Origin of the sequence: Arthrobacter sp. ZGTC412 (assembly GCF_002929215.1) — a bacterium.
Lineage (GTDB): Bacteria > Actinomycetota > Actinomycetes > Actinomycetales > Micrococcaceae > Arthrobacter.
This window is the reverse complement of the sequence record NZ_PJII01000011.1, coordinates 1-24,812: the sequence shown is the minus strand read 5'-3', so window position 1 is coordinate 24,812 and position 24,812 is coordinate 1. Positions and strand designations below refer to the sequence as shown.

General features: G+C 64.9%; 20 protein-coding genes, 1 tRNA gene, 1 rRNA gene and 2 riboswitches. Of the genes, 11 read left to right on the top strand and 11 right to left on the bottom strand.

Going from position 1 to position 24,812, the window contains the following annotated elements; genetic code table 11:
* Positions 1–3 precede the first annotated feature (3 nt).
* Together gcvP and CXQ88_RS13315 are read right to left on the bottom strand one after the other, a co-directional pair.
* On the bottom strand, positions 4–2,916 hold the full coding sequence (gene gcvP, locus CXQ88_RS13320; protein WP_104044637.1) for an aminomethyl-transferring glycine dehydrogenase: 2,913 nt from the start codon (positions 2,914–2,916) through the stop codon (positions 4–6).
* A 40-nt stretch (positions 2,917–2,956) separates the two neighbouring features.
* Positions 2,957–3,097: riboswitch (glycine riboswitch) on the bottom strand.
* A riboswitch (glycine riboswitch) is annotated at positions 3,098–3,196 on the bottom strand. It lies immediately after the preceding riboswitch.
* Between the two features lie 91 nt (positions 3,197–3,287).
* Positions 3,288–3,827, bottom strand: coding sequence for a TetR/AcrR family transcriptional regulator (locus CXQ88_RS13315; protein ID WP_104044732.1), 540 nt, complete (start codon positions 3,825–3,827; stop codon positions 3,288–3,290).
* Positions 3,828–3,892: 65 nt separating this feature from the next.
* On the opposite strand from CXQ88_RS13315, the gene CXQ88_RS13310 reads away from it, so the two are divergent.
* Entirely contained in the window at positions 3,893–5,473 is a 1,581-nt protein-coding gene (locus CXQ88_RS13310; RefSeq protein ID WP_181037512.1) for an MFS transporter, read from the top strand.
* A 115-nt stretch (positions 5,474–5,588) separates the two neighbouring features.
* Here CXQ88_RS13310 and CXQ88_RS13305 read toward each other — a convergent pair whose 3' ends face one another.
* Positions 5,589–6,068: a Dps family protein gene (locus CXQ88_RS13305; protein WP_104044636.1), complete on the bottom strand. Its 480-nt coding sequence runs from the start codon at positions 6,066–6,068 to the stop codon at positions 5,589–5,591.
* A gap of 215 nt (positions 6,069–6,283) precedes the next feature.
* On the opposite strand from CXQ88_RS13305, the gene CXQ88_RS13300 reads away from it, so the two are divergent.
* From CXQ88_RS13300 to CXQ88_RS13290, 3 genes are all read left to right on the top strand, one after another.
* Positions 6,284–7,312, top strand: coding sequence for a nitrilase-related carbon-nitrogen hydrolase (locus CXQ88_RS13300; protein ID WP_104044635.1), 1,029 nt, complete (start codon positions 6,284–6,286; stop codon positions 7,310–7,312).
* 65 nt (positions 7,313–7,377) lie between these two features.
* A complete protein-coding gene (locus CXQ88_RS13295; protein ID WP_104044730.1) occupies positions 7,378–8,403 on the top strand; it encodes an agmatine deiminase family protein in 1,026 nt (341 codons plus the stop codon).
* Entirely contained in the window at positions 8,400–9,950 is a 1,551-nt protein-coding gene (locus CXQ88_RS13290) for an APC family permease (protein WP_104044634.1), read from the top strand. Before CXQ88_RS13295 ends, CXQ88_RS13290 begins: the two co-directional genes overlap by 4 nt.
* 85 nt (positions 9,951–10,035) lie before the next feature.
* Here the strand turns inward: CXQ88_RS13290 and CXQ88_RS13285 are convergent, their stop codons facing one another.
* The 3 genes from CXQ88_RS13285 to CXQ88_RS13275 form a co-directional block, all read right to left on the bottom strand.
* Positions 10,036–10,584 carry an AMIN-like domain-containing (lipo)protein gene (locus CXQ88_RS13285; RefSeq protein WP_104044633.1) on the bottom strand — a complete coding sequence of 183 codons (549 nt, stop codon included), beginning with the start codon at positions 10,582–10,584 and terminating at the stop codon, positions 10,036–10,038.
* Positions 10,585–10,858: 274 nt separating this feature from the next.
* Positions 10,859–11,161: a DUF4193 domain-containing protein gene (locus tag CXQ88_RS13280; protein WP_104044729.1), complete on the bottom strand. Its 303-nt coding sequence runs from the start codon at positions 11,159–11,161 to the stop codon at positions 10,859–10,861.
* 92 nt (positions 11,162–11,253) lie between these two features.
* Entirely contained in the window at positions 11,254–11,457 is a 204-nt protein-coding gene (locus CXQ88_RS13275) for a hypothetical protein (protein ID WP_104044632.1), read from the bottom strand.
* 187 nt (positions 11,458–11,644) lie between these two features.
* Between CXQ88_RS13275 and CXQ88_RS13270 the strand changes: the two genes are divergently transcribed.
* Complete coding sequence (locus tag CXQ88_RS13270; RefSeq protein WP_104044631.1) at positions 11,645–13,066, top strand: FAD-binding oxidoreductase; 1,422 nt, start codon at positions 11,645–11,647, stop codon at positions 13,064–13,066.
* 39 nt (positions 13,067–13,105) lie between these two features.
* Here the strand turns inward: CXQ88_RS13270 and CXQ88_RS13265 are convergent.
* Both CXQ88_RS13265 and CXQ88_RS13260 read right to left on the bottom strand, forming a co-directional pair.
* Positions 13,106–13,179, bottom strand: a tRNA-Thr gene (locus tag CXQ88_RS13265).
* A gap of 163 nt (positions 13,180–13,342) precedes the next feature.
* The gene (locus tag CXQ88_RS13260) at positions 13,343–14,218 is read right to left on the bottom strand and encodes a DsbA family protein (protein WP_104044630.1); all 876 of its coding nucleotides are present in this window, start codon (positions 14,216–14,218) and stop codon (positions 13,343–13,345) included.
* A 179-nt stretch (positions 14,219–14,397) separates the two neighbouring features.
* Here CXQ88_RS13260 and CXQ88_RS13255 point away from each other — a divergent pair, with 179 nt between their 5' ends.
* The 4 genes from CXQ88_RS13255 to CXQ88_RS13240 all read left to right on the top strand — a co-directional run bounded on the left by CXQ88_RS13255 (position 14,398) and on the right by CXQ88_RS13240 (position 19,578).
* A complete protein-coding gene (locus CXQ88_RS13255) occupies positions 14,398–15,900 on the top strand; it encodes an alpha,alpha-trehalose-phosphate synthase (UDP-forming) (protein ID WP_104044629.1) in 1,503 nt (500 codons plus the stop codon).
* Positions 15,890–16,732 carry a trehalose-phosphatase gene (gene otsB / locus CXQ88_RS13250; protein ID WP_104044628.1) on the top strand — a complete coding sequence of 281 codons (843 nt, stop codon included), beginning with the start codon at positions 15,890–15,892 and terminating at the stop codon, positions 16,730–16,732. Before CXQ88_RS13255 ends, otsB begins: the two co-directional genes overlap by 11 nt.
* Before the next feature lie 211 nt (positions 16,733–16,943).
* Positions 16,944–18,026, top strand: coding sequence for an ABC transporter ATP-binding protein (locus CXQ88_RS13245; protein WP_104044627.1), 1,083 nt, complete (start codon positions 16,944–16,946; stop codon positions 18,024–18,026).
* Between the two features lie 133 nt (positions 18,027–18,159).
* A complete protein-coding gene (locus tag CXQ88_RS13240; RefSeq protein WP_104044626.1) occupies positions 18,160–19,578 on the top strand; it encodes a DUF4032 domain-containing protein in 1,419 nt (472 codons plus the stop codon).
* Between the two features lies 1 nt (position 19,579).
* On the opposite strand, the gene CXQ88_RS13235 is transcribed toward CXQ88_RS13240, so the two are convergent.
* Positions 19,580–20,950 (bottom strand): FAD-binding oxidoreductase, encoded by a 1,371-nt coding sequence (locus CXQ88_RS13235; RefSeq protein ID WP_104044625.1) that lies wholly within the window; start codon positions 20,948–20,950, stop codon positions 19,580–19,582.
* A gap of 216 nt (positions 20,951–21,166) precedes the next feature.
* On the opposite strand from CXQ88_RS13235, the gene CXQ88_RS13230 reads away from it, so the two are divergent.
* Positions 21,167–22,897, top strand: a complete 1,731-nt coding sequence (locus CXQ88_RS13230) for a glycoside hydrolase family 13 protein (protein ID WP_104044728.1) — start codon at positions 21,167–21,169, stop codon at positions 22,895–22,897.
* A 2-nt stretch (positions 22,898–22,899) separates the two neighbouring features.
* Positions 22,900–23,952, top strand: a complete 1,053-nt coding sequence (locus CXQ88_RS13225; protein ID WP_104044624.1) for a LacI family DNA-binding transcriptional regulator — start codon at positions 22,900–22,902, stop codon at positions 23,950–23,952.
* Positions 23,953–23,980: 28 nt separating this feature from the next.
* Here CXQ88_RS13225 and CXQ88_RS13220 read toward each other — a convergent pair whose 3' ends face one another.
* Together CXQ88_RS13220 and rrf are read right to left on the bottom strand one after the other, a co-directional pair.
* Entirely contained in the window at positions 23,981–24,487 is a 507-nt protein-coding gene (locus CXQ88_RS13220) for a hypothetical protein (protein ID WP_104044623.1), read from the bottom strand.
* Positions 24,488–24,736: 249 nt separating this feature from the next.
* A 5S ribosomal RNA gene (gene rrf, locus CXQ88_RS22845) occupies positions 24,737–24,812 on the bottom strand; the annotation flags it as partial.

Below are 24,812 nucleotides of genomic sequence, written 5' to 3'. Positions count from 1 at the left end.
GTCTCAGTTTTCGAACTCGGAAAGCGGCGGGCAGGAGCAGATCAGGTTCCGGTCGCCGGCTGCGCCGTCGATGCGGCCGACGGGCGGGAAGTACTTGTCCTGCTTGAGTGATTTCACCGGGAACACTGCCTGTTCACGGGGGTAGGCGCGGTCCCAGTCGCTGCTGATGGCGGCCGCGGCGGTGTGCGGTGCGTTGCGCAGCGGGCTGTCGGTAACAGTGAAGTCCCCGTGCGCCACCTGGTCGATCTCGGCGCGGATGGAGATCATGGCCTCGATGAAGCGGTCGATCTCGCCGAGGTCCTCGGATTCCGTGGGCTCCACCATCAGCGTACCGGCAACCGGGAACGCCAATGTGGGGGCGTGGAAGCCGTAGTCGATGAGGCGCTTGGCTACGTCCTCGGCGGTGACGCCGGTCTTGGCGGTGAGCTCGCGCAGGTCCAGGATGCACTCGTGTGCCACCAGCCCGCCTTCCCCTGTGTACAGGACAGGGAAGAAGTCGTTCAGGCGCGCCGCGATGTAGTTCGCGGCGAGCAGCGCGGACTTGGTGGCCTCGGTGAGCCCCTGGCCGCCCATGAGCTTTACGTACGCCCACGAGATGGGCAGCACGCCGGCGGAACCGTACCGTGAGGCAGAGATCGGGACGTCATTGCCTTCGGTCCAGGTGGCCGCGTTGCCGGGCATAAACGGTGCCAGGTGTGCCTTGGCAGCTACCGGTCCGACCCCGGGGCCGCCGCCGCCGTGCGGGATGCAGAAGGTTTTGTGCAGGTTGAGGTGCGAAACGTCGCCGCCGAACTTCCCGGGCTGGGCGAGGCCAACAAGCGCGTTCAGGTTGGCGCCGTCGATGTACACCTGGCCGCCTGCGGCGTGGATGGCGTCGCAGACCTCGCGCACGTCGGCGTCGTACACGCCGTGGGTGGATGGGTAGGTGATCATGATGCAGGACAGCGCGTCCTTGTTCGCCTCGATTTTGGCGTAAAGGTCGGCGTGGTCGATGGTGCCGTCGGCGGCGGTGGCCACCACAATCACCTTCATGCCTGCGAGGACCGCTGAGGCGGCGTTGGTGCCGTGCGCGGACGCGGGGATCAGGCAGACGTTGCGTTGCTGGTCCCCGCGGGAGTGGTGGTAGCCGCGGATCGCAAGCAGGCCGGCGAGCTCGCCCTGTGAGCCGGCGTTGGGCTGGATGGACACCTGGTCGTAGCCCGTGATTTCGGTCAGTTGCGCCTCGAGGTCCGCGATCAGTTCGCGCCAGCCCTCGGTCTGGGAGTCCGGGGCGAAGGGGTGGATGGAGGCGAACTCGGGCCAGGAGATGGCTTCCATCTCGGCCGTGGCATTCAGCTTCATGGTGCAGGAGCCCAGCGGAATCATGGTGCGGTCCAGCGCCAGGTCCCGGTCGCTGAGCTTCCGGATGTAGCGCAGGAGCTGCGTCTCCGAACGGTAGGTGTTGAAGACCGGGTGCTGCAGGAAGTCAGAGGAACGTTCGACGGCGGTATCCAGGCAAAGGCCGGCGTCACCTTCGGAGTCACTGGCAGAAGTACCAAAGGCTTCCAGTCCGAAAGCTTCAAGGACGCCGCCGGCGATTTCCGTCGTCGTGGTTTCATCGGTGGAAAAGCCGACCGTGTCCGCGTCGATGCTGCGCAGGTTAATGCCCTTCGCCTCGCCGGCGGCCACGATGCCTGCCGCCTTGCCCGGGACGGAGACCGTGACGGTGTCAAAGAAGCTGGTATGCAGCACTTCGAGGCCGGCGGCCGTGAGGGCAGCGGCGAGCGCCTTGGCGTGGCTGTGGGCAGACTGGGCGATCGCCTTCAATCCCTCGGGGCCGTGGTACACCGCGTACATGGAGGCCACGATGGCCAGCAGCGCCTGGGCGGTGCAGATGTTGGAAGTGGCCTTCTCTCTGCGGATGTGCTGCTCGCGGGTCTGCAGGGCCAGGCGGTAGGCAGGAACGCCGGCGGAGTCCTTTGAGACGCCCACCAGGCGGCCGGGCATCGAGCGCTCAAGACCCTTCTGCACTGCCATGTAAGCGGCGTGCGGGCCGCCATAGAACAACGGAACACCGAACCGCTGCGCCGAACCGACGGCGATGTCGGCGCCCTGCTCGCCCGGAGGCGTGATGAGGGTCAGGGCGAGCAGGTCGGCCGCAACGGTCACCAGGGCACCGCGTTCCTTGGCGTCGGCAATCACCGGGCTGTGATCGAAGACCCTGCCGGAAGCGCCGGGCTGCTGAAGCACGACACCGTTGATGATGCCGTCGGGCAGGCCCTTGGCGAGGTCCGCGACCTCAACGTCGAAGCCCAGCGCCTCGGCGCGGCCCTTCACGATGGCGATGGTCTGCGGCAGGCAGTCCGCGTCCAGCACCGTTTTGCCGTCCCGCGCATCTTGGTTCTTGTTGGCGCGGCGCATCATCAGTACGGCCTCGGCCACAGCGGTGGCCTCGTCCAGCAGGGAGGCGTTGGCGATGGGCAGGCCCACCAGGTCCTGCACCATGGTCTGGAAGTTGAGCAGCGCCTCAAGACGGCCCTGGGAAATCTCGGGCTGGTACGGGGTGTAGGCGGTGTACCAGGCCGGACCCTCGAGGATGTTGCGGCGGATCACTGGGGGCGTCACCGTGTCGTAGTAGCCCTGGCCGATCATCTGCACGGCGGTTTTGTTCTTGGCTGCCAGCCTGCGCAGTTCAGCGAGCGCCTCCACCTCGCTTAGTGCGCCCGCCAGTTCCAGCGCGGAGTCCTGCCGGATGTCCTTGGGGACGGCGGTATCAACCAGCGCGTCCACGGTGTCGTAGCCAACGGCCTTGAGCATCGTTTCCACGTCGGCCTCCCGGCGGGCGCCGATGTGCCGGTCAACGAAGGTGGCGGCGGCCGGGGCGGCGGTGGAAGCCGGAGAAGCGGAGGCCGAAGATACAGTCACGAGGAACTCCATGGTTTAGGCGGCGTCGGGGTACGCCGCATCGGTTCGGGTTCCTCCCCGCTCTGTAACTGGACCTGAGAGTTTCCGCGTTGCCTGCTTCCGCTGGCCCCGCTTGCACCGTCGGTGAGCACGGCCGTCCAGGTATCCGGGGACCGGATGCCGAGGCGGACAGCCTGCTACTTTCCAGAGTTGCCTCGCCGCGGCGGTACATGGGCCTGTGAGATTCCTGGGGAGGTATTGCTCCTACGGCGCCTGCTTGTACCTTCTGGCAGAACTCTCCCGCCGCAGATCAAAGGCTATTCATTTGGGTTTTTCCTGGCGGCCGGTGACGGCCCACACATGGGCCAATTCTCCTATGCCGCGGGCTCAGGAGCAAATACCGGCTAACCCCTCAGCCGCTCGACGGCGGCAAGAAGTTCGTCCACCTCAGCCTTCCTGTCGCCGGGGTTTCCGGACGGCCCGCTCTCCCACATTGCATTGAAATAGAGCCCGTCACCCATATAGAGCACAGCCTTTGCCATTGCCGTGCCCACGTCCTTCCCGATGAGGTCCAGCCACTGCTGCTGGATGGCAGCAAAACGTCGGCGGGCATCTTCATGGGCCACCTCGGCGAGGCGCGTCGCGGCAACAAAGGAACGGTCCATGGGGGTGTCGGACCAGAGCGACGACCGGATGAAGTACGCAGCAGCGCCTTCCGGCGCAGCCGCCATGGCAGCGAGGTCCTCCCCTGCCAGGCGGTCCAACCGCTCCAGGGTGGCGGTGATCAGCGCTTCCTTGTTGGGGAAGTGGTACAGCAGGCCGCCTTTGGAGACGCCGGCACGCTTCGCCGCAGCATCCAGGGTGGCAGCCCTTTCCCCCACATCAATCAGGAGTTCTTCAAAGGCATCGAGGACTGCGTCTCGGGCTACGGGTTTCCGGGGCATGGTTCCCATCATCCATCGTTGTGCTTGATTTCTTAACTATACCGTCCGGACGGTACAGTTAAAGCATGATGTCTTCCGCCACTCCCCCACAAAACATCGCCCGTCACACGTCAACTGCTCCGGTTGAACCGGATTCCGCCAACGGAAAATGGCGGGACTGGCTCGCGCTGGGACTTCTGATGTTCCCGGTCCTCCTGGTTGCCGTGGACAACACGGCGCTGACCTTTGCGCTGCCCGCGATCGCGAGCGCGCTGGGCACGTCCGGAGTTGAGCTCCTGTGGATTGTGGACGCGTACCCGCTGGTGCTGGCCGGACTGCTCGTTGCAATGGGGAGCCTGGGCGACCGGATCGGACGCCGCCGGCTGCTTATCACCGGGAGCATCGGCTTCGCAGCCGTTTCAGCAGTAACGGCTTTTGCCCCCAGCGCCGGCTGGCTGATTGCCGGCCGCGCAGCGCTGGGCCTCTTCGGTGCCATGCTGATGCCCTCCACCCTGTCCCTGATCCGCAACATTTTCGTGGATCCGAACCGCCGGCGGCTGGCCATCGCCATCTGGGCCGCGGGGTTCTCCGGGGGCGCCGCACTGGGTCCAATCTTCGGCGGGTGGCTCGTTGAGCAGTTCTGGTGGGGAGCAATTCTGCTGGTGGCCGTGCCCATCATGCTGCCGCTGCTGGCTTTCGGGCCGGCATTCATCCCGGAATCCAAGGACCCATCGCCCGGCCGGGTGGATGTGCCCAGCATCCTGCTCTCGCTGCTGACCATGGTTCCGGTGGTCTATGGCATTAAGGAATTTGCCACGGAAGGTGCCGGCCCGCTGGCTTTGGGGAGCATTGCCTTCGGCCTGGCAATGGGCACCGTTTTTGTCCGCCGGCAGCAGCGGCTGACCAACCCGCTGCTGGACATGTCCCTGTTCCGCAACCGGGTGTTCAGCATGGCCATCACCGCCAATGTCCTGGCACTGTTCTCCTTCAACGGTTTTATCCTCTTCCTGGCCCAGCACCTTCAGCTCCTTGAGGGCATGTCCCCTTCCGCCGCAGGAGTGGCAATGATTCCAGCGCTGGTGGCAACCGTGGTGGCGGGCCTCGCGGTGGTACCGGTGGTACGCAGGATCCGGCCGGGTTTCGTGGTGGGCGCCGGACTGGCCATGAGCGCCACCGGCTACAGCATGGTGACGTTCGGCAGCCATGACAACGGCCCGGCACTGCTGCTCGCTGCCCTGCTGGTTTTGGCACTGGGCGTGGGAACGGCCGAGACAATTTCCAATGACCTCATCCTCGGAAGCGTGCCGCCGGAAAAATCCGGGGCAGCCTCAGCGATCTCCGAGACGGGTTACGAGGTGGGCGCCCTGCTGGGAACTGCCGTGCTGGGCTCCATCCTCACGGCGTCCTACCAGCACAACCTGCGGCTCCCGGAAGGCCTTCCAGCGGCTGCCTTCGGGCACGGCACTGCACACGCCGGCGAAACCCTGGCCGGAGCCATGGAGCTCGCAGCAGGCCTGCCCGCTCCCCTTGCGGATGCCGTCCGGCATGCAGCCGGCGCCGCCTTCGACTCTGGAGTCCACGTCACCGCCGCGATCGGGCTGGTACTGATGGCGACGGCGGCAGTCCTGGCCGCCGTCGTGCTGCGGAAGGTACCCAAGGCACAATAAACGGCATGGGCGCCGCAGCAACGGGCAGCCCGCCTGCAGCCACAAAAACAGCGCCCGGCGGCCGGACTCTAAGTCCGGCGCCGGGCGCTGAAGGCCGTGTTGCGCTCCTCGCGGGCTACTGCGCGTCCGGCGCGGTCACGCTCGCGGTGGGCTTCATGGTTTCGGCGTTCACCATCCACGCGAACTGCTCGAACTTGGCGATGAACTCGTGCAGGAGGTCAGCCGACGTGGGGTCTTCCTCGTCAACTTCATCGTGGACTTTCCGCATGGTGCCCACGGCAGCCTCAAGGGCAGCAACAATCCGCTCGATGGCATCCTTGGTGCTGATGAGCCCCTCTGGGAAGGGAGCGAGGCTGGTGGCCTCTGTCACCGTGGAACTGCGCCCGTCCGGGAGCGCGTGCAAGGCGCGCATCCGCTCGGCCGTATCGTCAGCGAACTGGCGGGCGGCGTCAACGATTTCGTCCAGCTGCAGGTGGAGGTCCCGGAAGTTGGTTCCCACGATGTTCCAGTGGGCCTGTTTGCCCTGGATGTGCAGCTCGATCAGGTCAGTGAGCACAGCCTGCAGGTTGTTGGTCAGTGTCGGTGAAGCTTTCATACGTCCTCCTCGATTGGTCCAGTAATCCTGACGCTACCAGCCCCACGCACGGCAAAGGACGGGACCCTTGGCAAATTTCTCAGTGAGCTTACTATTTTCATTTTTGCGACATAAACGAATGTGGTTCATATTTCCCCTTGCATCCGGGCGGATGGAACCTCATACTAAATGAACGTCATTCATTTAGTGACCGTCGTCTCACTGGAGTAGCCAACATGATTGAAATTTCCTGCCTCGACGCACCCGCCTCCCTGGCCCGGACGTCGCCGTCCAGCCGGCCGGCCCTGCGCGTTGGCGTGGTCCAGCACCGGTGGCAAGCAGACCGTGCCTCTGTGGAGGCTGAGCTGAACGAAGGCATTGGCCGGGCCGCCCGCCTTGGCGCCGCCGTTGTTTTCCTGCCCGAGCTGACGCTTTCGCGGTACCCGGCGGACACACTGCCCCACAACGATCCTGCCGAGGGCCCCACCCGTTCCCGGCCCTCGGATATCGCCGAAGACATGCTGGCCGGCCCCACGTTCCGGTTCGCCGCGGACGCTGCCCGGCGCCATGGGGTATCCGTCCACGCGTCCCTGTATCAGCGGGCGGAGGACCCTGACGGAAAGGACGACGGCCTGGGCCTGAACACGGCCATCCTGGTCTCGCCGGAAGGCGAGCTCCTGGCCCGCACCCATAAGCTGCATATCCCGGTCACCGCCGGCTACTACGAGGACAAGTTTTTCCGGAAGGGCCCGGCCGCCGCTGACGCCTACGAAGTCCACGCACCCGCTGAACTCGGCGGCGCCCGGCTGGGCATGCCCACGTGCTGGGACGAATGGTTCCCTGAAGTGGCCCGGCTGTACTCCCTCGGCGGTGCAGAAATCCTGGTCTACCCCACAGCTATCGGTTCCGAGCCTGACCACCCCGATTTTGATACCCGGCCGCTCTGGCAGCAGGTGATTGTAGGAAACGGCATCGCCAACGGGCTCTTTATGATCGCGCCGAACCGCTGGGGAAGTGAAGGCACCCTGAACTTCTACGGATCGTCCTTCATCTCCGATCCCTACGGCCGGATCCTCGCCCAGGCACCCCGCGACGCGTCCGCCGTCCTGGTGGCTGATTTGGACCTGGACCAGAGGAAGGACTGGCTGACGCTGTTCCCCTTCCTGGCAACGCGCCGCCCGGACACCTATGGCCGCCTCACCGAACCTGTCAGCCCGAACGAATCCATCGGCGGCGAGCGCGGGTTCGCGGAGGTGTGCTCGTGACCGCCGCCATGGTGCATCAGGACGCCGGCGCACCGCTGCTGGCTGCGCAAGCCACGCAGTGGCGGATGCCTGCCGAAACGGCGCGCCAGGAGCGGCTCTGGATGGCCTTTCCTGCCGGCGGCTACACCCTTGGGGAGTCGGCTGAAGCAGCCGACGCGGCCCGGTCCACCTGGGCCGCGGTGGCGAACGCCGCCGTCGAATTCCAGCCGGTCACCATGGTGGTGGACCCCGACGACGTCAGCACAGCCGCGGCCTACCTGCACCCTGACGTTGAGGTGCTTACGGCCCCGCTGAACGACGCGTGGATGCGCGACATCGGCCCCACCTTTGTCCTGGACAGCGAGGGGCAGCTCGGTGCCGTGGACTGGGTGTTCAACGGCTGGGGCGGGCAGGACTGGGCGCAGTGGGACAAGGATGCCCTGATCGCCGGCGAGGTGGCCGGGCGCTCAGGTGCGCGGCACCTCGTCTCAGCGCTGGTGAACGAAGGCGGCGGCATCCAGGTGGACGGCCAGGGAACGGTCCTCGTTACGGAAACGGTGCAGCTGGATCCCGGACGCAATCCCGGCCTCAGCCGGGCGGACGTCGAGCAGGAGCTGGCCCGCACCGTCGGCGCCACCCACGTGGTGTGGCTGCCGCGGGGCCTGACCCGCGACTCCGAGCGCTTCGGCACCCGCGGCCACGTGGACATTGTGGCCGCCATCCCCTCCCCCGGCACGCTGCTGGTCCATTCACAGGAGAACCCGGGACATCCGGACTTCGAGGTCAGCCGGGAAATCATCGACTTCCTGCGCGGAACCACGGACGCCGCCGGCCGAGAATGGAACATCATCACGGTCCCCGCACCCGAAACACTCCGGGATGATGAAGGCTTCGTGGACTACAGCTACATCAACCACGTGGTGGTCAACGGCGGCGTCATCGCCTGCAGTTTCAACGACCCCCAGGACGACAAGGCCCTGCAGATCCTGGCGGAGGCCTACCCCGGACGGCGCATCATTGCCATCGACGCACGGGAGCTGTTTGCCCGCGGCGGGGGGATTCACTGCATCACCCAACAGCAGCCTGCTGCCTCCCAGAAAGTGGTGTCATGACAGAAACCATCCGTAAGGGTGCCTCCGCCGGCGGGCATGCTCCCGGCACCGCCCACGGGATTACCCCCAAGGGCCTGAAGGGCGGGCAGCTGGGGCTCCTCGCCGTCGTCGTCCTTGGTATTTCAACCATCGCCCCCGCGTACACACTCACCAGCGCGCTGGGGCCAACGGTGAACGAAGCCGGGCTGCAGTTGCCGGTTATTTTCCTTATTGGGTTCATCCCCATGATTCTGGTGTCCCTGGCCTACCGGGAGCTCAACGCCGACTCCCCGGACAGCGGCACCACCTTTACCTGGGTTACCAAGGCATTCGGTCCCTGGGTCGGCTGGATGGGCGGATGGGGGCTGCTCGCCGCCAACATCATCGTGCTGTCCAACCTGGCCGGCGTGGCCGTCGACTTCTTCTACCTCTTCCTCTCCCAGCTCACGGGCTCGCCGGAGCTGGCTGACCTGGCCGCGAACAAGCCGTTGAACGTGCTGACCTGCTTTGTGTTCGTGGCCCTTGCCGTGTGGGTGAGCTACCGCGGCCTGCACACCACCAAACTGGTGCAGTACGGCCTGGTGGGGTTCCAGCTGCTGGTGCTGGGCCTGTTTGTGGCCATGGCCTTCGCCAACTGGTCCACTTCAGAGACAGCAATCCCCTTCAGCTGGGACTGGTTCGACGTCACCAAAATCGAGACGTTCGGGCAGATCGCCGCGGGCATCTCCCTGTCCATCTTTGTGTACTGGGGCTGGGATGTCTGCCTCACCGTCAACGAGGAAACCGCCAACGGCAAAAAGACGGCGGGCCTCGCCGGCACCCTGACCGCAGTGATCGTCCTGGCGATCTACCTGCTGGTCACCATCGCCACCATGATGTTCGCCGGCGTCGGGGACACCGGCAACGGGCTGAACAACACCGAGAACCACGAGAACATCTTCACGGCCCTGGCCTCCCCCATCATGGGCCCCTTCGCCATCCTGATGTCCCTGGCCGTGCTCTCCAGCTCCGCTGCCTCGCTGCAGTCCACGTTTATGTCGCCCTCCCGCAGCCTGCTGGCCATGGCCCACTACGGGGCATTGCCGGAACCCCTCAGCCGCGTGAGCAAGCGCTTTGCGACGCCGGGCTACGCCACGATTGCCGCGGGTATCGTCTCCGCGGGGTTCTACGCCGTGATGCACGTGGTCAGCGAAAACGTCCTGAACGACACCATCCTGGCGCTTGGCCTGATGATCTGCTTCTACTACGGGTTGACCGCCCTCGCCTGCGCCTGGTACTTCCGCAACAGTGCCTTCAACAGCCTCCGCAACGTCGTGCTGCGGTTCCTTTGCCCCGTGCTCGGCGGCGTGGGCCTGTTCGTGGTGTTCCTGCAGACCGCCGTGGACAGCTGGGCTCCGGAGTTCGGCAGTGGTTCTCAAGTGCTCGGTGTGGGGCTGGTGTTTGTCCTGGGGGTGGGCATCCTGGCCCTTGGCGCGGTGTTCATGCTGGTGATGTCCCGGCTGCGTCCCGGCTTCTTCCGCGGCGAAACCCTCAAGCGGGACAGCCCCGCACTGGTTGTTCCGGAGTAGGTCCGCTTTCCTTGCAGCACACAGAAAAGGTGCCGAACCCGGATTCCCGGGTGCGGCACCTTTTCGTTAGGTCACCTTAGTTGGGTCACCAGAAGTGGGCCACGTCCACAATCAGCCGTGAACCCGATCCGGGACCGTCCAGCGTCAAGACCCGGAAGGGCAGCCGTGCGCGGACGCCCAGGCCAACACTGGTGTAGCCCTCGAAGCTTCCGGCGTAAACCACCTGCCGGAAGGTCTGGTAGCCGGAGACGTTGGACAGTTCGGCCTTTGCCCGCGGGTTGTACGTGACTTTGCCCTTCTGGTCATAGGAAGGTGCATGAACTGTAACCTGCAGGCGTGCGCTGCCCTTGACCGGAATGGTGAAACCGGAGCCGTCCTGGACAATGTTCGGGACATACCGGACCGTGTAGCCCGTAGCCGGGCCGTTAAGGTCAACCACCATCCGGTCAAAGCAGTAGTGCTGCCCGGTCCGGACGTTGGTGACGGAGGCGGTGCTGAATTTGGGCCCGGCTTTTGTGAGGGACCCCCATTGAAGACCGCAATACGATGTGGCAGCCGAGGCGGGCCCCGGAACCAGGATTCCCAGCCCGACAGCCACGAGGAGAGCCGTGAGCCAGATGAGGAGTTTTTTCATTGTGGGTGCCATCCGTGGTGAGTGGTGCGATTGGATAGCTCAAGCGTAGGAGCGCCGCACTACTGAATACGAGGGCTGTGGCCGCTTCGGCGCGGAACCGTAAGGAAGCCAGGATGCGCATCACGCGCCTGTAAATCCGGGGCTTTTTTACCCCCGTCCTTAACCGTTCCGGTGCCGTTTCTGGACCCGGCCGTTATGCCTGATAACGACACCGGAAAGACGAAACAGCACCGGTCACCCTTCAGGGGTGGCCGGCCCTGTTTGGTTATGGATTTCAGCCTTCGCAGTCGCGGCAGTACTTCATGCCGTTCTTCTCGCGGGCCACCTGGGACCGGTGGCGGACCAAAAAGCAGGACGAGCAGGTGAACTCATCTGACTGCTCGGGAACCACGATGACGGTCAGTTCCTCGTTGGACAGATCGGCACCGGGCAGGTCGATGCCCTCGGCAGTGTCGTTTTCTTCGAGGTCGATCACCGCGGTCTGCGCGTTGGCGCCGCGTGAAGCCTGCAGCGCCTCCAGGGAGTCGGCAGGAGACTCTTCTTCTTGCTTGCGCGGAGCATCGTAATCGGTAGCCATAGCGTGTTCACTTTCGTTGCTGCACAGCACCATTTCAGGCACCTCAGTGAAGCAGTTTAGGTCATTATGCCTTTACGCGCGCAAAAGTGTGTTCAAGCAGACATCGCGCCCGGTTCCGCCGCGGATTCCAGGTGCTGTTCCCGCGCATGGTCTGCTCCGACGGCCACGCCACTGAGTGCCGGCAGCCAGCCCCAGCGCGTCGCATCCGCCATGGCATCTGCAGCCTGGCCCGGAGTTTCACAGGAGAAGGTATCCGCGAACCAGGCACGGATTCGGGCTGCAAATTGAGCTGTCATGCCTCCGACCGTACGGAGCCAATGTTGAGAGCGCGTTTCGTCCCTGTCTCGTGAATATTAATCCCGGGCTGCTGCCTGAGGGGGAGGAAAAAATAGGCTGTTGACCCGTCCACAAAACTGCTCCTAAACTCCCGGCATCGGCAACACGGGCGGATTGTCCTTGCCCTCTGATCTGGAAGTAACAGCGATGGCTACAGTTCATCACAACAATCCGGAGCTTGAGATCCAGCAGTCACTGCAGGAGTTGCGTGGACGGCTGCAGGGCTCCTTGATCGAGCCGCAGGATCCGCTCTACGAGGAAGCCCGGGCGGTATGGAACGGGATGGTGGATCTTCGTCCCCGCGCCATCGCGAAGGCCGGAGCGGTCCCGGACATCGACGTTGTGCTCGATGCCGCGCGGCGCAGCGGCCTGGCGTTGGCGGTGCGCGGCGGGGGGCACAACGTCGCCGGCCACGGCACTGTCGACGGCGGCCTGGTCCTGGATCTGGGATCGCTCCGGGCTGTCACGGTCGACGTCGAAAGCAGGCTCGTCACCGTCGAGCCGGGAGCCACCCTGGCGGACGTGGACGGAGCTACAGCCGCTCATGGGCTGGCCGTTCCTTTGGGAGTCATCAGTGGGACAGGGATAGCAGGCCTCACCCTTGGCGGCGGGGTGGGCTGGCTGACCCGCACGGGCGGGCTGAGCCTGGACAACCTGGAAGCCGCCGACATCGTGACCGCCGGTGGAGAGCACCTGCACGCCAGCGCGGGCGAGAACCCCGAGTTGTTCTGGGGACTGCGCGGCGGTGGCGGGAACTTCGGCGTCGTATCCTCGTTCACCTTCCGTGCCCGCCCCCTGCCAGCGGCACCCCTGTGCGGGAACCTCTTCTACCGGCAACAGCACTGGCGGGCTGCCCTTGTTGCCTTCGATGCCTGGACCCGGGACCTGCCCGACGAAATGAACCCGATCATCTCGTTCCTGGTCTTCCCGCCCGAGTTCGGCATGGGCAACGAGCCCTGGATGATCCTTGGAGTCGCCTGGGCCGGCGACGACCACCAAGCCGGCCTCAACCTCATAGACCAGCTCCGGGCCGCTGCTCCGCCTGACGAAGAGAAGAAGGGACCCACCTCCTGGCTGGACTGGCAAAGCGCCATGGACGCCGTGTTCCCCAAGGGCTCACGCGGCTACTGGAAAAACGTTTCGTTCTCACGGCTGGATGAGGAGGTAGTGGACGTTGTGGTTGGTTTCGCCTCCGAACTGTCGTGGGAGGGAACCGGCATCGATATCCATCATCTGGAGGGCGTCTTTGGGCGGGTCCCGGAAGAGGCAACAGCGTTCCCGAACCGCTCCGCGCGTTACTGGCTCAACGTTTACGGGTTCTGGCGCGACGCGGCCGAGGACGAGCGGCTGACCGCCTTCGCCCGCAGGGCCTACGCGCGGATGCGTCCGTTCGCCGAGCAGGGCGAATACGTCAACTTCCTGGGGGCGGAGCTGGGAATCAAGGAGGCGGACGCTGCGCGCAATGCCTACGGGCAGGACAAGTACCAGCGGCTCGTTGCTCTTAAGGACCGTTATGATCCGCAGAACCTCCTGCGCCTGAACCACAACATCCCGCCGTCGGGTACTTGATATTTACCTCAAGAATTACCAGGAGGGATGGTCGGTCGGAGCCCCCTGTCGGATTCGAACCGACGACCCCCGCTTTACAAGAGCGGTGCTCTGGCCAACTGAGCTAAGGAGGCGTGCCCTTGCGGGCGGGGCACCTGAACGGCGCTAGATAAGGTTAGCCCAAGTCCTCCCGGTGGTAAAAACGCAGGCTTTGGTTCCCGCGGAAGATGCCCCGCGCAAACGGAAGGGCCCGCCTCCGGAACTTATCCGGCGGCGGGCCCAGATACCAAGGGGACTCTAGGCCTTGGCGTCGATCGCTGCCTGGATCTCAGCGTTCAGGTCGGCAGCGCCGTCCCACTGCTTGCCGTCGATGAAGACGGTGGGCGTTCCCGTGATGCCGGTGTTCGCTGCCAGCTCGGTGGAGTACTTCACGTAGGGGCGGAAGGTCTTGTCGTCCACGCAGCTGTTGATGTCCGCGCCGATGTCACTGGCCAGGGACTTCAGCTTGTCGTCAGAGAGTCCGGCTCCGCCTTCGGCTGGCTGGTTGGCAAACAAAACGTCAACGTATTCGGCGTACTTTTCCGGTGCTTTGTCGGCAACGCAGGCGGCGGCGTTGGCTGAGCGTGAGGAGTAGTTGGTGCTGGACTGGCGGTCCAGGAAGCCCAGCGGACGGTACTCCATGGTGATCTTGCCTTCATTGCGGAGCGTGGTGAGGGCGTCGTTGTAGGTGTTTTCGAACCGCAAACAGACCGGGCAGATGAAGTCGATGTAGGCAATCACCTTTACCGGCTGGCCCGCTTCGGCCTCGGCGCCGGGCGCAGCCACAGGGCTCGGCTGCGTATCGGGCTTGGCCGGAAGATTAGCCATGTCCACCGTGGCTGTGTCCGTCTTCTTGACTTCCGTGTTCGCCAGCAGGGTCACACCGCCGTTGACGTTGGCGCTGGCCGGTACCGGTCCCTGGTCCGCAATGGGGGTGTTCTGCCGGATGCTGGTGGTCACCACCAATGCAATCACTGCCAGGATGGCGACAACGGCCGCCACAATCCCCCACCCGATCAGCAGCTTGTTGCGCTTGTCCTTTTTCAACTGGGCGTCACGGATCAGCCGCGCTTTGTCGCGGGCCTCCGCGGTGCGCTCAGCTTTGGACTTACGTACTTCGTTTGCGGGGCTCATGTGTTCCTTGGGTCGATCGACGAGGGGGACCAATTCGTGGCAACCCTCCCATTTTAGGGGAGAAAACTGAGAGCTTGCCCGTTCAAGTATTCTGCTGGATTGACCAACGGACGAATAGCACGGAAGATTCCGTCCCGTTAGGGTGAACTAAGAGGCACAAGCAACCCCAGGGGGCCGCAATGCAAACACCCGTCCAGGAAAAACCTTCCACCGCAGCCGGGCCCGGCGCCGCCGGCTCCGGCCACAGCGGGGAGACAAAGTATGACTTTATGGTGGTCTCGAACAGGCTGCCCGTCGACCGCTGCGCCCCCGGCGAAAGCGGTGACGACGGCTCCGGGTGGCGCCGGTCCCCGGGCGGCCTGGTGACCGCGCTGGCACCGATGATGACCAAGACCGACGGCGCGTGGGTGGGCTGGCACGGCGCCCCGGACGAGACGGTGGAACCGTTCAGCCACGGCGGCATGGACCTGGTCCCGGTCCAGCTCAGCGCTGACGACGTCGAGCTGTATTACGAGGGTTTCTCCAACGCCACGCTGTGGCCGCTTTACCATGACGTCATCGCCCCGCCTGAGTTCCACCGGACGTGGTGGGACGCCTACCGCAAGGTCAACAGAAGGTTCGCCGACGCCGTCATACGCCACGCTGACGAAGGCGCCACGGTGTGGATCCAGGACTACCAGCTGCAGCTGGTGCCGCGGATGCTCCGGGAAGCCCGGCCGGACCTCCGGATCGGTTTCTTCAACCACATTCCGTTCCCGCCACCCGAGATTTTCGCGCAGCTGCCCTGGCGGCAGGCCATCATCGACGGTTTGCTCGGCGCGGACTTGGTGGGCTTCCAGCGGGCCAGCGACGCCGGAAACTTCATGCGTTCGGCCCGCCGCTTCCTTGGCGCCAGCGTTAAGCAGCAGCAGGTGCACGTTAAGGGCCAGGATGGCGAAATCACGCACATCGCCCGGGCCCAGGCGTTCCCCATCTCCATCGACGTCCAGCAGATCAGTGAGCTGGCCCAAAAGCCGGAGATCATTGAGCGGGCGCGTCAGATCCGCCAGGACCTCGGCAACCCGAAAACCATTCTGCTGGGCGTGGACCGCCTGGACTACACCAAGGGCATCCGGCACCGGCTGAAAGCGTTCGAGGAGCTCCTGGCCGACGGCAAGCTGTCCGTGGCCGACGCCACCCTCATCCAGGTTGCCAGCCCCAGCCGCGAGCGCGTTGAGCAGTACAGGCTCCTGCGGGAGGAGGTGGAGGGCACGGTGGGCCACATCAACGGCACCTACGACACCCTCGAGAACACCGCGGTCCGGTACCTGCACCACAGCTACCCCGTGGAGGAGATGGTGGCTTTGTACCTGGCCGCCGACGTCATGCTGGTAACCGCCCTGCGGGACGGCATGAACCTCGTGGCGAAGGAGTACGTCACGGCCCGCACCAACAACGACGGCGCCCTGGTGCTCAGCGAGTTCGCCGGTGCCGCCGACCAGCTCAAGCAGGCCCTGCTGATGAACCCGCACGACATTGACGGCCTGAAGGGCGCGATCATGCGGGCTGTGGAGATGTCACCCCGTGACGCTTCGCGGCGCATGCGGGCCATGCGCAAGCAGATCCTTGAGCACGATGTGGACTACTGGTCCGCCGAGTTCTTGAAGGCCCTCGACGAGAAAGCGGTCCGTGATGACTCCTGAGAGCCGGCCCGGCAACGGCAAGTTGGCACTGACACCGGAACTGCGCGAGGCGCTTCGGCGCCTCGCCGCGACGGAGCATCTGCTGGTGGCCATGGACTTCGACGGCACCATGGCTCCCATCGTGGGCCACGCCGACGACGCCCGCCCCCTTCCACGCGCAGCCACGGCGTTCGCCGGGCTCGCCGTGCTGCCACGCACGACAACGGCGCTTATCTCCGGACGCGCCCTCGCCAGCCTGCGCGCTGTGGCGTCGCCGCCGGTCGACACCCTGCTGATCGGCAGCCACGGGGCAGAGGCCTGGCTGGGGCCGGGATCGACCGGCCTGGCGCTCGATGATGAGCAAAAGGCCTTGCTGGGCGAGGTCCGCGGCATCCTGGCGGAGATCGTTGCGGAGGCGCCCGGCACCATGCTGGAAGACAAGCCGGCCGGCGTGGTCCTCCATACCCGCCAGGCGGAGGACGACGTCGCCCAGGACGCGGTTTCGGCCGCGCGTTCGCTGCTGCAGGACCGCAAGGGCGTCTTCCTCAAGGACGGAAAGCGGGTCCTGGAAACGTCCGTGGTGAACGCCTCCAAGGGAGAGGGCGTTACGTTCCTGCGCCAGGTCACAGGTGCGACGGCCGTCGTGTTTGCCGGCGACGACACCACGGACGAGGATGCGCTGGCCCGCCTGGAGCCAGGGGACGTGGGCGTCAAGGTGGGGCTGGATTTCACCCAGGCCCAGTACCGCGTGGAAGCACCGGTGCATGTGGCGGAACTGCTGGAGGTGCTGCTTCACGAGCGGAGCGTGGCCGTCGCCGACGAAGACCAGCAGGGATTTCAAGGCAGAAGTTGAGCAAGGTCATATGTGACGTCCGTAACATTTGGCCCCAAAAGCGCAACATCTGACATACTCTTGCTTGTGATGTGGCGCACAGAGACCGTGCGGTGTCACTCGACGCTCCCAAGCCTTGGCTGAAGATCGTTTGCAGCACAAAACTGAACAAACATGAACCATTCACAACGGATCGTCCGGCACGTACCTGCCGGTGAAGGGATTGATAACTGTGGCTACAGTTACTTTTGATAACGCTACCCGCCTGTACCCGGGCACCGAAAAGCCCGCCGTCGATAAGCTCAACATCGACATCGCCGATGGCGAATTCCTGGTCCTCGTTGGACCCTCCGGTTGCGGTAAGTCCACCTCGCTGCGCATGCTCGCAGGCCTTGAGGACGTCAACGCAGGCCGTATCCTCATTGGCGACCGCGACGTCACTGACGTTCCGCCGAAGGACCGCGACATCGCGATGGTTTTCCAGAACTACGCGCTGTACCCGCACATGACTGTTGCTGACAACATGGGCTTCGCACTGAAGATCGCTGGTGTTTCCAAGGAAGAGCGCGCCGAGCGCGTCCGTGAAGCCGCCAAGCTCCTTGACCTTGAGCCTTACCTGGACCGCAAGCCGAAGGCACTCTCCGGCGGTCAGCGCCAGCGTGTCGCCATGGGCCGCGCCATCGTGCGTAACCCTCAGGTCTTCCTCATGGATGAGCCGCTGTCCAACCTGGACGCCAAGCTCCGCGTGCAGACCCGCACCCAGATCGCATCCCTGACCCGCCGCCTGGGTGTCACCACTGTTTACGTGACGCACGACCAGGTCGAGGCAATGACCATGGGCGACCGCGTCGCTGTGCTGAAGGACGGCCTGCTGATGCAGGTTGACACCCCGCGCAACCTGTACGACAAGCCCAAGAACGTCTTCGTTGCCGGCTTCATCGGCTCCCCCGCCATGAACCTGCTCGAGCTGCCGGTTGTTGACGGCGGCGTGCAGTTCGGCGGAACGGTTTACCCCGTGCCCCGCAACGTCCTCGAGGAAGCACACGGCAGCACCGTCACCTTGGGCTCACGCCCCGAGGACTTGGAGACGGCACCGGCCGGCGAAGGCCTCAAGGTTGAAGTTGACGTTGTTGAAGAGCTCGGCGCCGACGCTTACGTCTATGGCCACACCACCCTTGACGGCAAGGACCACGACATCGTGGCACGCGTCGACGGCCGCCGCCCCCCGATGAAGGGCGAGTCCATCTACGTCCGTCCGCAGTCGGGCCATGTGCACCTGTTCGACACCAAGACCGGCCTGCGCCTGGGCGACTAGTCCCCACCGGCACCGGCGCCCTCACCACAAGCATTACCGACGGCGGCCCTCCTTACTGGACGGCCGCCGTCGGCCTTTAACTGGGCCGGCAGAAGAATTAGCTGGCCACGCCTATGTACGGAAGAATTGACCCATGACCGAGGAATACAGCGCCCAGTGGCACGATGAACCCACCGACTACGCCCAGGTGGGGAAGCTGCCCCGGTTCGTGGCGGCGAGTGCCGACGACGGCAAGCTCGCTTCGGTCTCCAGCTCCCTGAACATCACGGCGGCGGCGGCCGACCCTGAACTGCTCGACCTGCCGTGGCACATCGCGCTGGAGGATTGGCCGGCAGAGAACCTGGCAGCACTCCCCCGCGGCATCTCCCGGCACATCGTCCGTTTCGCCCACCTTGGCGGTTCCGTGATCGCTATCAAGGAAACCTCCGAGCACGTCGCCCGGCATGAGTACCACATGCTCCGCAAGCTGGCCCGGCTGGACGTTCCCTGCGTGGAACCCGTTGCCGTTATCACAGGCCGCACCACGCTGGACGGACGGCCGCTGAACCCGGTGCTGGTGACCCGGCACCTGAAGTTCTCCATGCCGTACCGTGCTCTGTTCTCGCAGATGCTTCGCAAGGACACGCTCACCCGCCTCATTGACGCGCAGGCGCTGCTGATGGTGCGGCTGCACCTGATCGGCTTTTATTGGGGTGACGTTTCGCTGTCAAACACCCTGTTCCGCCGCGACGCTGGCGCATTCGCGGCCTACTTGGTGGACGCCGAAACCGGTGAGCTCTACCCGGACCTGTCCACCGGCCAGCGCGAGTATGATCTGGAAATTGCCCGGGTGAACATCGCAGGCGAGCTCATGGACCTGCTGGACGGCGGGCTCATCGAGGAAAAGGTGGACCCGGTGGCCACCAGCGAGCTGATTATGGACAGCTACCGCCGCCTCTGGACAGAACTGACGGAGAAGGAATCCTTCGAACTCGGCGAACGCTGGCGGGTGGGTGCCCGGATCCGGCGGCTCAATGAACTCGGGTTCGACGTCGAGGAATACGCCATCAAGACCACCCAAAACGGGTCCACCATCCAGCTGCAGCCCAAGGTGGTGGACGCCGGGCACCACCAGCGAAGGCTGCTTCGCCTCACCGGTCTGGACGCGCAGGAGAACCAGGCGCGCCGGCTCCTCAACGACATGGACTCCTTCCGGGCGGACAACAACCCGGACATGGACGAGGAATACAGCGCCCATCTCTGGGTCAGCCAAATCTTCGAGCCGATTGTTCGGTCCATTCCTCGTGACCTGTCCGGCAAGCTGGAGCCTGCGGAGGCCGTGCACGAGGTCCTGGAGCACCGCTGGTACATGTCCGAAAAGCAGGAGCGGCACATTCCCCTGGCGGAAGCAGTGCAATCCTACATCGACTCCATCCTCCGGCACCGCCGGGACGAGGCCGCGATCATGCTCAACCCCGACACCGGGATGCTGAAAATCCTCGAGGTGGAGACGGAAGAGTCACGCTACGGCGACGACGAGTCGATCGACGAGTACCCGGACTCGGACGACTAAGCTAGATCGCTTTACCGGGATTCAGGAGGCCGGCAGGATCGAACAGTTCCTTGATCCGGCGCTGGAGTTCCCGGACGGGCTCCGGCTGTTCCTGGCCCAGCCACCGCAGTTTGTACTGCCCTACGCCGTGTTCCCCGGTAATGGTTCCACCCATCTGCAGGGCTGCCGTGATGGATTCGTCAAGTACTTGCTGAAGCCGCGCCATTGCACCCGTATCCACCACGTGCTCCTTCCGGTTTATCCAGAAGGTGGGGTGCAGGTTGCCGTCGCCGGCGTGTGCCACTACTTTCAGATGCACACCGTTGCTGGCGGCCATGCCCTCGAGGGCAGCGACATAGTCAACGAGGCGCGAGCGGGGCACGGCGACATCCTCTCCCACCCGGTACTCGTCGTCGACTTCCACGCCCCTGCTGTGGCGCCGAAGCTCCACCAGCCGTTCTGCCTCCGCGCTGGCTGCGGTGGTGACAATCGCCCCGCCGGCCTTCAGGACTTCCCGCACCACTTCTGCCTCGGCGGCAGCACCGAAGCCGTCCGTCTGGATCAGGAGCAGCGATCGGCCGCGCGCCGTGAGGTCCGAGCCGTGGATTTCGTCCAGCTGGGCCAGGGTACCGCCGTCGAGTAATTCCATGATGGCGGGCTGGACCCGCGCCCTGCCCACGGCCAGGACGCCGGCGGCCGCGAGACGGAAGTCCGGGTAGAAGGCAGCAACAGTGTGCACTTCCCGGGGAAGGTACTTCAGGCGCACGGTCACCCCCACCACGATGCCAAGCGTTCCCTCCGACCCGACGAACAGACTGGTCAGGTCATAGCCGGCCACCCCCTTGAACGTCTGGTGGCCGGTATGGATGAGCGAGCCGTCCGCCAGCACTACGTCCAGCGCGAGGACCGAGTCCCTGGTGACTCCGTATTTGGCGCACCGCAGGCCGCCCGCGTTGGTGGCCACGTTGCCGCCAATGGTGGAGCTGCGGAAGCTGGCAGGATCCGGCGCATACATCAGGCCATGGGCTGCTGCTGCCTCGTTGAGCACCGCATTGATGACTCCCGGTTCCACCACGGCGGTTTCGTCGTCAGGACTCAGTTCCAGGATCCTGTCCATACGCTCGAGGGACAGGATGATGCAATCCCTGGTGGCGTGGGCGCCGCCGGACACTCCCGTTCCGGCGCCCCGCGGCACTATCGGCACGGCGCCGGCCGCGCAGATCTTCACAACTGCCTGTACGTCTGACACTGACTCCGGGAACACGACTGCCAGTGGGAGCTGGTAGTCGAGGATGGGCGCTTGGTCCACCGCGTACCGGCTGAGGGTTGCTTCTGTCCGGTCCACCTGGCCGGCCGAAAGCACGGTCTCCAGTTCCTCAACTACGCTTCCCACGAAGCCTCCATCCGTCGTCGCACGTGTCCCACCAGTTTAGGACGGCGCCGTGAGTGAGCCTTGAGCACTGGCGGCTCCCGGTGGCGGCGCTGGGGGGTAACTTCTGCAAGCGCTTCCAGCCCTGACCTGCGGAAAGGCAATCTGTTAGGGCTAGTCGTTGCCCTAGGCCGTGGAAGCGTTTCCATGCACCTCGCTGAACAAGCTAAGCTTGCTTCCATGTCTGTCGAAACTGTGACGCCCACCACCGCTCCGCACACCGGGCCGTTGACCCTGATCCACCCGGAGGACAGCCAGCCTGGCTGGTGGCGCTCTGCCGTGATCTACCAGGTGTACCCGCGCTCGTTCCGCGACCTCAACGGCGACGGCGTGGGAGACATTGCGGGCATCACGGAGGAATTGCCGCACCTGGCCGAGCTCGGGGTTGACGCCGTCTGGCTGTCGCCCTTCTTCCGCTCCCCCCAGCGCGACGCCGGTTACGACGTCAGCGACTACTGCGACGTTGATCCGATCTTCGGCACCCTCAGGGACTTCGACGTCATGATGGCAGAATCCCACCGGCTGGGACTGCGCGTGATTGTGGATCTGGTGCCCAACCACTGCTCGAACCAGCACCCGCTGTTCCAGGCAGCCCTCGCGGCGCCGGCGGGAAGCCCCGAGCGGGACATGTTTATCTTCCGGGACGGCAATGGGACCGAAGGCCAAGAGCCGCCCAACAACTGGCAGTCCCACTTCGGCGGTCCCGCCTGGACCCGGGTGACCGGACCTGAAGGCCAGCCCGACCAGTGGTACTTGCACCTTTTTGATTCATCCCAGCCCGACTTCAACTGGGACAACCCCGCCGTCCATACCGAGTTCGAACGGATCCTCCGGTTCTGGCTGGACCGGGGTGTCTCCGGTTTCCGCGTGGACGTGGCCCACGCGCTGGTCAAGGCGCCGGGGCTCCCGGCTTGGGGAGGACGGGCCGACGGCGGAAGTTCAGACGGCTTCCCGGGCCACGAGGCACCTATGTTCGGCCAGCCGGCCATCCACGATATCTACCGTGCCTGGCGGAGAATCCTTGACCAGTACGGCCCGGACCGTATCTTCTGCGCAGAAGCCAGCGTCGACCTCCCCCGCCTTGCGCACTGGGTCCGGTCCGACGAGATGCACCAGGCCTTCAACTTCCCGTACCTGCACGCAGGGCTGGACGTGAACCGTCTGCGCTCGGTCATCACGGACTCCCTTACTGTCCTGGGTGCCGTCGGCGCTCCAAGCACCTGGGTGCTTTCCAATCACGACGTCGTCCGCCACGCCACCCGCTTCGGCTACAACGGGCAGGGGCCCCGCGATGGTGACGGGATCGGCCTGGCCGATCCGCAACCTGACACGGCGCTGGGCCGGCACCGTGCTGCTGCTGCTTCGCTGTTTATGCTGGGGCTGCCCGGGGCTGCTTATCTTTACCAGGGTGAGGAGCTTGGGCTGCCTGACGGCATCGACATTCCTGAGCGCCTGCGCCAGGACCCCACGTTCGCCCGGACAGGCGGGGAACGACTGGGCCGTGACGGCTGCCGCGTTCCGCTGCCGTGGCGCGCCGATGAACGACACTTCGGCTTCGGCGCCGGCAACGACCCCTGGCTGCCGATGCCATCCTCATTCGCTGGACTGGCCCGTGACCTGCAGGCCAGCTCGCCGTCGTCGCACCTGTCCCTGTACCGGAGCATGCTGGAGATCCGCCGCGAGCTGGACCTGGGCCGCGGGTCCTTGGCGTGGGCGGAGGACTGGTGCACGGGGTCATCCCTGGCGTATGTCAACGGCACTACGCTGGTGCTTATGAACCTTAACCACGAGCCGCTGGAAATGCCCGCCGGCCAGGTCCTCGTCCGCAGCGCGGCTTCAGGGCCGGACGGTCTGCTGGCTTCGGGCGAAACCGCCTGGTTCCGGATTGGACCGGACACCTCCGCCAATTGAGCATGGCCGGGATAAAGGACGTCGCAGACAAGGCGGGTTTATCCGTCGCAACGGTCTCACGGGCGCTCAGCGGAAAATCGAACGTCTCCGCCAAGAGCCGGAAACTGGCGCTGGAGGCGGCAGGGGAACTGGGGTTTGTCCCGTCCTATCACGCCTCCAGCCTGGCCTCCGGGCGGAACCACAATATTGGCCTGGTGGTGCCGTCCGTCCACCGCTGGTATTTCTCTTCAGTGCTGGAGGGTGTGTCTGCCACCCTTTTGGATGCCGGTTACGACCTGACGCTCTACAACGTGGGCGACCAGCCGGAGCGCCGCCAAAGCGTGCTGAACGATTTCCTCCTCCGGAAGCGCCTCGACGCTGTGATCGCCGTGGCGCTGGTGCTCAGCGACGACGAGATCCAGCAGCTGCTGGCTGTCCACCGCCCTATTGTGGGCATCGGCGGGACTTTACCCGGGGCCTCCACGATCAGGATCGACGACGAGCGGCTGGCCCGGATGGCCACCGACCACCTGATCCGGCTGGGGCACACGCGGATAGCCCACGTCACCGGCGACGCTGCACTGAACCAGGACTTCAAGCTGCCCGGAATCCGGCAAACCGGCTACCAGCGCGCCATGACCGCCGCTGGCTTAGACATCCGGCCGGACTGGCAGATCACCGCCGACTTCACTGTGCAGGGCGCCTACACCGCTGCCCGCCGGTTGTTAGGCACTTCAGCGGAGCGCCCGACGGCTGTCTTCGCAGCTTCGGACGAAATGGCGGTGGGCGCCATACTGGCAGCCCGGGATTTCGGCCTGCAGGTTCCCCGGGATCTCTCGGTGGTTGGCATGGACGGGCACGAGCTCGGTGAGACCTTCGGCCTTACCACGATCGACCAGGACCCCCGCGGGCAGGGCGCCCTCGCTGCCAGGACTGCGCTGCAGTTGCTTGAGCCTAAGAGCGGATCCGACGACGTTCCAGTACCACCGGAAACTGACCAGGAGTTCCGGACGGAGTTTGTGATTAGGACCAGCACTGCTGTGCCACCGGACGAGTCCGGACTCCGGCGGGCCTGACCTTCCATCCTGGTCCCGTCGGGCGGGCCTACGCCCCGCTAGCCTCAGGGACGCCCATAAAGCGGCAATACCTGGCAAGGATCAGGGGCCAGGCGGCAACGTATTGGGCTCGGGTTGCGGCCGGGTTCTCGGCCCCTTCCCAGCCGTCGTGGACGATGCGCACTTCCGTGCCGGCGGCCAGTGGCCGGAAGGCCGCGCGCAGCTCGGTGGACCACAACGCCGTGGAGCCGGGGTGCCAGGTAGCGTGGAAGGACAACGGCGGCTGCCAGTCGTCAAGCGTGCCCCAGATGCTGGTCCGGCCGTCGTCGGCCGTTTCCAGAATGAGGTTCTCCTCGAACTCGACATAGGATCCCGCGCCATACACACCCAACGTATCCAGCGGCCACCAGAGGTGTGTGTGGTCGGTAAAGCCGGCGAAGGCGTGCGCCACGTTTCCTGGTACTACAACTGTGTTGACGACGGGCTCGAGGAGTTCGGTGGGACTCTTGTCATCGCTTCCGAACGGTTCGCTGCCGTGGCTAAAGAGGCTGTTCATGGTGCTCCACTCTACCCGCGGCCCTCCCTGCAACGCCTCCTGACTGCTGCCCCCCCCTGCGACGCTCCATCGGCTCCTGCAGCTTGGCGGCCAGAGCTGTTTCGAAGAGAGTGCGACGGTGGTGCTGCCGCGGGAGGTGGTGGAGGGTTTCCTGGTGGGTGCGGATTGGGAGGACTCGGGCTGGTGTGGTGTTTGTGTGTTAAAGCGGTAGGGCCCTGACATTGTGTCAGGGCCCTACTCGTAATGTGTGTCCGGCGGTGACCTACTCTCCCACACCCTCCCGGGTGCAGTACCATCGGCGCTGTGGGTCTTAGCTTCCGGGTTC

Coding starts and splice junctions, on each gene's coding strand:
- CXQ88_RS13290 (WP_104044634.1), top strand. CDS start 8,400: ATGACAGAAACCATCCGTAAGGGTGCCTCCGCCGGCGGGCATGCTCCC.
- CXQ88_RS13285 (WP_104044633.1), bottom strand. CDS start 10,584: ATGAAAAAACTCCTCATCTGGCTCACGGCTCTCCTCGTGGCTGTCGGG.
- CXQ88_RS13305 (WP_104044636.1), bottom strand. CDS start 6,068: ATGAAAGCTTCACCGACACTGACCAACAACCTGCAGGCTGTGCTCACT.
- CXQ88_RS13230 (WP_104044728.1), top strand. CDS start 21,167: ATGTCTGTCGAAACTGTGACGCCCACCACCGCTCCGCACACCGGGCCG.
- CXQ88_RS13255 (WP_104044629.1), top strand. CDS start 14,398: ATGCAAACACCCGTCCAGGAAAAACCTTCCACCGCAGCCGGGCCCGGC.
- CXQ88_RS13310 (WP_181037512.1), top strand. CDS start 3,893: ATGATGTCTTCCGCCACTCCCCCACAAAACATCGCCCGTCACACGTCA.
- CXQ88_RS13315 (WP_104044732.1), bottom strand. CDS start 3,827: ATGCCCCGGAAACCCGTAGCCCGAGACGCAGTCCTCGATGCCTTTGAA.
- CXQ88_RS13220 (WP_104044623.1), bottom strand. CDS start 24,487: ATGAACAGCCTCTTTAGCCACGGCAGCGAACCGTTCGGAAGCGATGAC.
- CXQ88_RS13260 (WP_104044630.1), bottom strand. CDS start 14,218: ATGAGCCCCGCAAACGAAGTACGTAAGTCCAAAGCTGAGCGCACCGCG.
- CXQ88_RS13240 (WP_104044626.1), top strand. CDS start 18,160: ATGACCGAGGAATACAGCGCCCAGTGGCACGATGAACCCACCGACTAC.
- CXQ88_RS13270 (WP_104044631.1), top strand. CDS start 11,645: ATGGCTACAGTTCATCACAACAATCCGGAGCTTGAGATCCAGCAGTCA.
- otsB (WP_104044628.1), top strand. CDS start 15,890: ATGACTCCTGAGAGCCGGCCCGGCAACGGCAAGTTGGCACTGACACCG.
- CXQ88_RS13280 (WP_104044729.1), bottom strand. CDS start 11,161: ATGGCTACCGATTACGATGCTCCGCGCAAGCAAGAAGAAGAGTCTCCT.
- gcvP (WP_104044637.1), bottom strand. CDS start 2,916: ATGGAGTTCCTCGTGACTGTATCTTCGGCCTCCGCTTCTCCGGCTTCC.
- CXQ88_RS13275 (WP_104044632.1), bottom strand. CDS start 11,457: ATGACAGCTCAATTTGCAGCCCGAATCCGTGCCTGGTTCGCGGATACC.
- CXQ88_RS13225 (WP_104044624.1), top strand. CDS start 22,900: ATGGCCGGGATAAAGGACGTCGCAGACAAGGCGGGTTTATCCGTCGCA.
- CXQ88_RS13300 (WP_104044635.1), top strand. CDS start 6,284: ATGATTGAAATTTCCTGCCTCGACGCACCCGCCTCCCTGGCCCGGACG.
- CXQ88_RS13295 (WP_104044730.1), top strand. CDS start 7,378: ATGCCTGCCGAAACGGCGCGCCAGGAGCGGCTCTGGATGGCCTTTCCT.